Raw genomic sequence first — 8,717 nt, 5'->3', positions numbered from 1 at the left:
CCATCCCGCAGCCCCAGCGGCCCGCGCCCCCGGCCGCCCCCCCAGCCCAGCGCAGGCCCGCGCAGCCGCCGCAGGTCACCCGGACACAAACGCCCCCCACACCCGCGCCCGCGCCCCAGACCCCGCGCAGGCAGCGCCGCAAATCCACCGTCAAGGAACTGCTGCACCACCCGAAAACCCTACGCACCAGCATCGTCCTGCACGAAATCCTCGGGCCGCCCAAGTCAATGCGGTAGCGCGAACCCTCCCGGCGCACCGCGCGCATCACCGCCAGCGCGCAAAGCTCCGGGACTTTCCCGTTCGAGATACCGCCGGCCTCCAGCCGTGCGCGGGAACGAATCCGACAGCCGCGGCGGATTCAAAACCGCCAGGAAGAATCAACCTGCGCCAACACGGCCTCATCCGCCAGGCCCGGGCGGCGTGTGGGGTGCTTCGAACCGCCCGGTGGCGCCATGAATAGACCCTCCGAATCCCAAGGCGAAACGAAACTTCCTTCATTCGCGTCCACTCCAGTCAATTCGCGGTTCAACTTTATTCGATTGCCGCCAGAAGCCGCCCCCGTGCTACTATCCGTCAACTTTTTGATTATTCTCCAGGTTCCTGCCTTCAGACGCCCCATAACCATGTGGTGTAAAGGTATTTGCGAATCGGAAACTCCAGTGAGAATCTCCGGGCCGTTCCACAAGTTTCGTGGTCGAAATCCTTTTCTTGCCCACGGATTACACCGATGGCACGGATTGAAGCGACACGCGAACCAAACAAGAAGAAGCCGCCCGCCACCCGATCAACCCCGTTACAATTCCGATGCTGGCTGCTGGCTGAACAATCCGAACAGGCCACCTTGGAAACAGCACGCAGCCGCCTGCACACCCCAACAACCGGCATCCATTTCTATCCGTGTAATCCGTGTAATCCGTGGTCAAAAATCCTGATCGCGGCCAGCCGCTTCTCCCGGCGCATTCGTGTGCATTGGTGTTCATTCGTGGTAAAGAGTCCGCCCCCATTCATCCACCCTGGTCCGTCCGCGCACAATAACACCCCATGCGCACTCTGCGATCTCTGAGGTTAAACCTCTTCTCTTCTTTTCTTCGTGACCTTCGCGCCCTTCGTGGTGATCATTTCTTTGGTTGCGGCCAGAGGCTGCGCTGTGGCCTTCGTGCCCTTCGTGGTGATCATTTCTTTGGTTGCGGCCCGAGGCTGCCCTAAGACCTTCGTGGTGATCTCTTCTTTGGCTGCGGCCATAGGCTGCCCTGTGTCGATGCGCGTCCAGTCGCGGTTCATCAAGACGTTGGGTCGTGGCACCGGGGACTCCCGCGCAGATTCCGGTTCAGCCGCGCTCCACGCCCTGCCGGCATCGCCGAACGACCGCGCCCGGCCCCCAATGCGTTAATTCTGGAATTTCGCATATGTCCGCAACGAAAACTCCGCATGCCCGCCCGCCTTTCCCCGCGCACCCGGGGGACAACAGATACACAAGTCTCTCCAATACAACACCTTAAGCGCCTATACCGAAGATTAAGTAGGCCATTGCAATTTCGCCGAATCCGGTATATCATACACCTTACCCACGCAGGCGCGTCGCAGTGAGAGGCCACGGGTAGGGCCGGAAAGGAGCGCGGGATTCATACTTACGCGGCGACGGGTATTTCGGTGTTTCGCCCTGCTTCACGTTATTGACGGCGTCAATGCTTTGGCAATTATTTATTCAGAGAGTCAAAAGGAACTGTCCAACATGAAACGCAAAGGATTTACCTTGATCGAATTGCTGGTGGTGATCGCCATCATCGGCATCCTCGCGGCTATCTTGCTGCCCGCCCTCGCGCGCGCACGCGAAGCCGCCCGGCGCGCAAGCTGCCAGAACAATCTCAAGCAAATGGGCTTGAGCCTCAAAATGTTCGCGAATGAGTCCCAGGGCGAGAAGTTCCCCCCCGCGGCATACCTCCGGGAATTGGTCAACAATGACGGCGTCGGCGACTGCGAACGCTTCAACCTCACCCTGATCCCCCACGGCCCGGATATCTATCCGGACTACGTCACCGACCTCTACGTCTTCGTCTGCCCCTCCGACCAGGACGGACAGAACCGCTGGGATGGCGGCCGCTGGCACGTCGATGGCAACGCGAATCTGCCGATAAACGCCTGCCGACTCGACGATCTGTCCTACATCTACAGCCCCTGGCCCTTCAGCGCCCGCCACTATATGCTGGATGAGTCGAACGACAACGACGATTATATACCCGGCGTCACGGCCTCGGTCGCTTTCATCACCCGCTTCCTGACGATCCAGGGCACCATTGACGGCCTGAACAGCACGGGCTTCAATCCGACGACCCTGGCTACCGCGAAGGGCCTCGCCGAAGGCGACTTCCGCTTCACCCACGAGGTGCTGGGCGATACCACGCTCCAGCGCCTGCGCGAGGGCATCGAGCGCTTCTTCATCACGGATATCAACAATCCCGGCGCTTCGGCCAAGGCCCAAAGCGAACTCCCGATTATCTACGACGAAGTGACGGCGAACACCCAGCACTTCAGCCACGTGCCCGGCGGCGCCAATGTGCTCTACATGGATGGCCACGTGTCCTGGCTCAAGTACCCCTCGAAGTATCCGGCCAGCCGCTCCTGGGCGACCCTGCTGGGCCAGTAACCCACGGATAACAGCACCATTACGCTGTTCCGGGCCGCGGGAATTCCCGCGGCCCGGCTTTTTTGTTAAGTTCGGGCATTCGCCTAACCCAAATCAATTAAAACACTTATGATTATACCGAAAATTAGGTAAAGGGCTTGCGGTTTTTCAAGATCTGGTATACGATGGTGAGGTATCCGGGCAGGCGCGTCCGCGTGAGAGGCCAGGGCAAAGGCCGGAGAGGAGCGCAGTGAACCCACCGCGTGGCGGCGGATACGTCTACATGGCCTGCACATTCATGCGTACACAGCTTATTGATTTATCAACCGTTTTAGTCGTGAATGTACCGAAAGGAAGAATCGAATGAATCGCAAAGGTTTCACCCTCATCGAACTACTCGTCGTGATCGCCATCATCGGCATCCTCGCCGCCATTCTGCTCCCCGCCCTCGCCCGCGCCCGCGAAGCCGCGCGCCGCGCCGCGTGCCAAAACAATCTCAAGCAAATGGGCCTCGCCTTCAAAATGTACGCCAACGAATCCAAGGGCGAGAAATTCCCCACCGTGAGCTACGTCGGCGAAGGCTCAACCCCCGGCGTCTGCGACTCCCTCGGCGTAGACTTCATGTGGCACGGCCCGCAGATCTACCCCGAATACCTTTCCGACGTCAATGTGAACCTCTGCCCATCGGACATTGACGGCATCGGCTATATTGAGAACGGCGGCTGGCGCGAAGGCGGCGACCCGAACCGGCCCATCCTCGCCTGCAAAATCGGTACGCGCTCCTACATCTACAACGCCTGGGTCACCAATGAGGAGGCCTACCTCATGCCGGGCGTAAACCCGGGCGACGGCTCCGCCACCGACCTGCCCGGCCTGATCGCCGAAGGCATCATCAGCGGCGGATTCGTGCAGGGCATTATCGATATGGCCACCGCCGTCGCCCTCGCGACGACCGAACAAGAAGCGCTGGACGCCGTCGACAGGGACCTTCCGATCCCGGGCGGCAAGCCCGCCTTGCGTATCCGCGAAGGCATCGAGCGATTCCTCATCACCGACATCAACAACCCCGGCGCATCGGCCAAAGCCCAGAGCGATCTCGTGATCCACTACGACGGCATCGAGGCCGATACAAGCGACTACAACCACCTTCCCGGCGGCGCCAATGCGCTCTATATGGACGGCCACGTGGAATTCATCCGGTACCCCGGCAAGTTTCCGGCCCAGCGCGCCTGGGCCATCCTGGTCTCCGGCTTCTAATTGAAATCGCCAGCCCCCCCGGTCGCCAAGGCGCGCCCGGGGGGCTTTTTTTGTGGCGCGCGCGGCGCCGGCTCTCTTCCTCCGCTATTTGCGGCGTAAGCACTTGAAATGCTATACTTTCGGGCCTCTGGCGGCAGGCGGGTATCGTCCCCTTCCCGCCCGAAGTGAGGAGTCGTCCCGTGCCCCAGGAAAAGGCGGAAGCCCATGTGTTGCGGCGGGTGGATTACAGCGAAACCAGCCGCATCGTCACGTTCCTGACCCCCCGCCGCGGGCGGCTCGCATGCATCGCCAAGGGCGTGCGCCGAAAGAGCAGCCCGCTCGCCGGCGTGCTGGACACGATGAACCGGGTGGAGTTGGTGTACTACTGGAAGGAAGGGCGCTCCGTGCAAACCCTGGCCGACGCCAGTCTGCTCGAAGCGTACCCCGGCGTGAAAAACGATCTGGAACGCGGCGCTTTTGCCGCCTTCCCGCTGGAACTCGCGCTTCACGTGGCGCACGAAAACGAGCCGTCCGAAAACTTCTACGCCGCATTTTCGGCGGGGCTCGAACGCCTCAATGATTGGCGCGGCGACCCGCGGGCGCATTGCGCGTGGCAGATCGCGCGCATGCTGGCGGCGGCGGGATTTGAGCCGTCCCTGCGCGAATGCGTGCATTGCGGCCGCGCAATAGGTGATAATCCGGGCTTCGATTTCGAAGGGGGCGCGGTGTGTGGAGCCTGCCCGGCCCCGCGCCGCGTTTCCCGGGAAACGCTCGCGTCCCTCCGCGCGCTCTTCGCGGCGGCGGCGGAATGCCCAGACGTTCCGGCGCCGCGGGACGCGTTCCAGTTGCTGCGCGGCTATACCGCGCGCCAGACAGAATCAGACTACCGGAGCCTGCGCGTCCTGGACGACCTCTTCCCAACAGCGGATAAGGAAAGCGCCGGGGCGCCCATCCGGTAGGGCCGGGCGGCGCGGGCCGTATCCCGCGCAATGCAGTGGAGGGCCGGCGCCGCGTGGCGGAAGCCGGGACAATGTAAGCGCCTGGCCCCATGCCAGGCCAACCCCAGAGTAGTTAAAGGCCCTGAATGCCGTCGCAATCAAACATTCGAAACTTCTGCATCATCGCACACATCGACCACGGGAAATCCACGCTGGCCGACCGGCTCCTGCAGTTCACCCACACCGTCGAGGACCGGAAGCTCAAAGAGCAAACCCTCGACACCATGGACATCGAGCGGGAGCGCGGGATCACGATCAAATCCGTCGCCGTGCGCATGGCCTACACCGCGAAAGACGGCCAGACCTACATGCTCCACCTCATCGACACCCCCGGGCACGTGGACTTTGCCTACGAGGTCTCGCGAAGCCTCGCCGCATGCGAGGGGGCCCTGCTCCTCGTGGACGCCGCCCAGGGCGTGGAGGCACAGACCCTCGCAAACGCCTACAAGGCCGTCGAACAGGATCTCGAAATCATCCCGGTCATCAACAAGATCGACCTCCCCGCCGCCGATATCGACGACGCCCGGCAGCAGATCGAGGACGTCATCGGCCTGGACTCCTCCGAGGCCGTGCTGGCGAGCGCGAAAAACGGCATCGGCACCGAGGACGTCCTCGAAGCCGTCATTCGCAAAGTCCCCCCGCCGAAGGGCGACGCCGAGGGACCGCTCCGCGCCCTCATATTCGACGCGGTGTACGATACCTACCGCGGCGTCGTCGTATACCTCCGTGTGGTGGACGGGCGCATCTGCAAGGGCCAGAAAATCCTGCTCATGAAAGCCGGCAGCAAATACGAAGTCTCGGAGGTCGGCTGCTTCACCCCGGAAGCCAAGCCCATGGAATCGCTGAATTGCGGCGAAGTGGGCTACATGATCTGCAGCATCAAGACGCTCCAGGACACCAAAGTCGGCGACACCGTCACCGACGCGCTCCGGCCCGCCCCCCAGGCCCTTCCGGGCTACAAGGAAGTGAAGCCCGTCGTCTTCTGCGGAATGTACCCCGCCATCGCCACCGATTTCGGCGAATTGCGCGACGCCCTCGAAAAACTCAGCCTCAACGACGCTTCCTTCGAGTATGTCGCCGACAGCTCCGACGCCCTCGGCCTCGGATTCCGCCTCGGGTTCCTCGGCCTCCTCCACATGGAGATCATCCAGGAGCGCCTCGAGCGCGAGTTCGACCTCACCCTCGTCTCCACCATGCCCAACGTGGCTTACCAAATCACCCGCACCGACGGCGAGGTCGAGATCATTGAAAAGGCCTCCCAGATGCCGCCCCGCGCCGAAATCGAGCTCTGCGAAGAGCCCTATATCGAAGCCGACATCATGTGCCCCACGGAGTACCTGAGCACCGTCATCGACCTCTGCAAGAAAAAGCGCGGCATACACGTCCGCGTCGACTATATCGACGGGCGCCGCTGCATGGCCGTCTACCAAATGCCGCTCTCCGAGATCGTGGTCGACTTCTACGACAAGCTCAAGTCCTACACGCGCGGCTACGGCTCCCTCGAATACCGCATCATCGGATACCGCCCCGGCGACCTCGTCAAGCTCGATATCCTGCTCAACAGCGAAGCCGTCGACGCCCTCTCCGTTATCGTGCACCGCGACAATGCCGTGCCCATCGGACGCGCCCTGGCCTCCAAGCTGCGTACACTCATCCCGCGCCAGCAATACGAAGTCGCCATCCAGGCCGCCATCGGCGGGAAGATTATCGTGCGCGAGACCGTCAAGGCGCTCCGCAAAAACGTGACCGCGAAATGTTACGGCGGCGACATCACCCGTAAACGGAAGCTCCTCGAAAAGCAGAAGGAAGGCAAGAAGCGCATGAAACAGGTCGGCACCGTCGAAGTCCCGCAGGAAGCCTTCATGGCCCTGCTCAAAGTCAGCGAAGACGCGGACCGGTAGCGTGGCGGCCCAATCCGAAACCGCGCCCGCCGGCGAGTCCCGCGCCGCCCGCTGGAAACAGCAGGCCCGCGAGATCGCCATCCTGCTCCTCGTCATCCTCTTTATCAAGGGCTGCGTCATCGACCAGTACAGCATCCCGTCCGGCTCCATGGAGCCCACGCTGCACGGCCACCCGAACATGTTCAAGGGCGACCGCGTACTCACAAACAAAATGTACTTCGGACCGCGGATCCCCTTCACAGCCATACGCCTCTGGAACTGGTGGGAGCCCGATCGCTGGGATATCGTCGTCTTCAAGCCCCCGGCGGGCGGAAGCGAACACCCCCGCCTCATCAAGCGCGTCGTCGGCCTGCCCGGCGAGCGCGTCGAGCTCCGCGGCGGCGAAGTCTACATCAACGGCGAGAAGATCCCCCTCGGCGAAACCATGCCCGACGACTTCAAGGGCTACTGGGGCTACGAGGACGTCGAACGCGCCGCCGAGCAGGCCCCGCACGCCGAACAGCGCATGGCCCTCGCACAGATGCTCCAGCAGTTCCCCCCGAAGTACGGCTCCCTGCCCGGCGACGAGTACCAGCTGGTCCCCGAAGACCATTACTTCCTCCTGGGTGACAACAGCCTCAACAGCGTCGACGGGCGCATGTACGGCTGGGTGCCCCGGAACCACCTCTACGGGCGCGCCTCCGCCGTGATCTGGCCCATCGGACACTGGCGCGACTTCACCGGCTTCTCCCACACCTGGTGGGGCAAACTCCTCCTCTACGGCATCCCCATCGCCCTCATCGCCTTCGAAGCGCACCACTGGCGCCGCGATCGCCAGGCCAAAGCCGCCGGCGACACCGGCTCCTAACCCCGATCCACCACACCCGTGCCACGCGATCCGCCAACACAGGATCGCGGGCATTCCTGCGGCAACAACCGCACCCGACGTCACATAACCGCCCACCATCCCCCACCACCCCAAAAATCACCCAACTTCATCCCCGAACACCGCCTCGTGCCGCACCGCCTCCCCACGCAAATCCAGCGTGATGAGTGTCGCGCCCTTCTTCACATCCTCCCCATAGCCGCCATAACCCGTTGATCGCCCATACGAAAAACGCACGCCGCCCTCCTCAAACCAACAGTCGTTCCGGTGGCTGTGGCCGCAAAAACACGCCCGGATGTTCGGCATCGCCATAATCAGGTCCGCCCCCGTGTCCGCCTCGTCCCCCCAGTACAACACCTCCTCATTCGCGATGCCCTCCGCCCGCCCCGCGTCAATCGCCACCTGATAGCGCCGCAGCGGAATGTGAAAAAACAACACCGCCGGGATGAGGCGGCCGCGCGCCGCCACCAGCGCGCGCGATGTGTCTCCCACCCATTCCAGATCCTGCGGCAGACGCCATTCCGCGCCGGAATTGGCGAACAGCAGGTCCCAGCGCGCATCACCATCGCGATCCACCACCGCGATATGGCACTCCCCGCGCGCCGTGGAGTCCGGCGCCGCGTAGTGCGGGCTGCGCAGGATCTGCGCCTGCGCGCGCGCCCCGTCCGCCGCGTAATCATGGTTGCCCCAGGTAAAGGCCCACGGCGTCTCCAGCGACGCAATAAACGCCAGATCGCGCGCCATCCACATCGGCGCCGCGTCCGGATGCCCATCCCCGCACCAGATGTCCCCCGTCACCGCCAGGAAATCCGGACGGCAGCGCCCCACCATCGCGCGCACATCCGCCCGCGTCCGCTCATTCGCGTACTCGCTCACATCCGAATGAAAATCGGTCAATTGCAATATGCGGAACACATCGCCATCCCGCGCAACAATCTCGTTCGCCATACCAAGTCCTGATTGCCAGCCCAACTCTTTGCCCCGCGCATTGTCGCAAAGCGCCCGAACCCCGCGCCACCCACAACGCAAGCCCCCGCCCCTGCCGTCTGCTCCGCCCATCCCGCCTGCTCCGCCCATCCCGTCTGCACCGTCCG

8 protein-coding genes are annotated in these 8,717 nt (G+C 63.0%); 6 read left to right on the top strand and 2 right to left on the bottom strand.

Going from position 1 to position 8,717, the window contains the following annotated elements:
* Positions 1-236 (top strand): hypothetical protein (locus KF886_24155; protein MBX3180455.1); only part of this gene is annotated, 236 nt, incomplete at its 5' end.
* Between the two features lie 829 nt (positions 237-1,065).
* Here the strand turns inward: KF886_24155 and KF886_24150 are convergent.
* Positions 1,066-1,302 carry a hypothetical protein gene (locus KF886_24150; protein MBX3180454.1) on the bottom strand — a complete coding sequence of 79 codons (237 nt, stop codon included), beginning with the start codon at positions 1,300-1,302 and terminating at the stop codon, positions 1,066-1,068.
* Positions 1,303-1,732: 430 nt separating this feature from the next.
* Here KF886_24150 and KF886_24145 point away from each other — a divergent pair, with 430 nt between their 5' ends.
* The 5 genes from KF886_24145 to lepB all read left to right on the top strand — a co-directional run bounded on the left by KF886_24145 (position 1,733) and on the right by lepB (position 7,605).
* Entirely contained in the window at positions 1,733-2,644 is a 912-nt protein-coding gene (locus tag KF886_24145) for a DUF1559 domain-containing protein (GenBank protein MBX3180453.1), read from the top strand.
* A 342-nt stretch (positions 2,645-2,986) separates the two neighbouring features.
* Positions 2,987-3,880 (top strand): DUF1559 domain-containing protein, encoded by an 894-nt coding sequence (locus tag KF886_24140; GenBank protein ID MBX3180452.1) that lies wholly within the window; start codon positions 2,987-2,989, stop codon positions 3,878-3,880.
* Positions 3,881-4,059: 179 nt separating this feature from the next.
* A complete protein-coding gene (gene recO, locus KF886_24135) occupies positions 4,060-4,818 on the top strand; it encodes a DNA repair protein RecO (GenBank protein MBX3180451.1) in 759 nt (252 codons plus the stop codon).
* 125 nt (positions 4,819-4,943) lie between these two features.
* Positions 4,944-6,758, top strand: coding sequence for a translation elongation factor 4 (gene lepA / locus KF886_24130; GenBank protein MBX3180450.1), 1,815 nt, complete (start codon positions 4,944-4,946; stop codon positions 6,756-6,758).
* Position 6,759: 1 nt separating this feature from the next.
* Positions 6,760-7,605, top strand: coding sequence for a signal peptidase I (gene lepB / locus KF886_24125; GenBank protein ID MBX3180449.1), 846 nt, complete (start codon positions 6,760-6,762; stop codon positions 7,603-7,605).
* Between the two features lie 117 nt (positions 7,606-7,722).
* On the opposite strand, the gene KF886_24120 is transcribed toward lepB, so the two are convergent.
* Complete coding sequence (locus KF886_24120) at positions 7,723-8,571, bottom strand: metallophosphoesterase (protein ID MBX3180448.1); 849 nt, start codon at positions 8,569-8,571, stop codon at positions 7,723-7,725.
* Between the last annotated feature and the right edge of the window lie 146 nt (positions 8,572-8,717).

It is taken from the genome of Candidatus Hydrogenedentota bacterium (assembly GCA_019637335.1).
Lineage (GTDB): Bacteria > Hydrogenedentota > Hydrogenedentia > Hydrogenedentales > JAEUWI01 > JAEUWI01.
The sequence above is the reverse complement of the archived record's forward strand: the minus strand, read 5'-3'. Positions and strand labels throughout refer to the sequence as shown.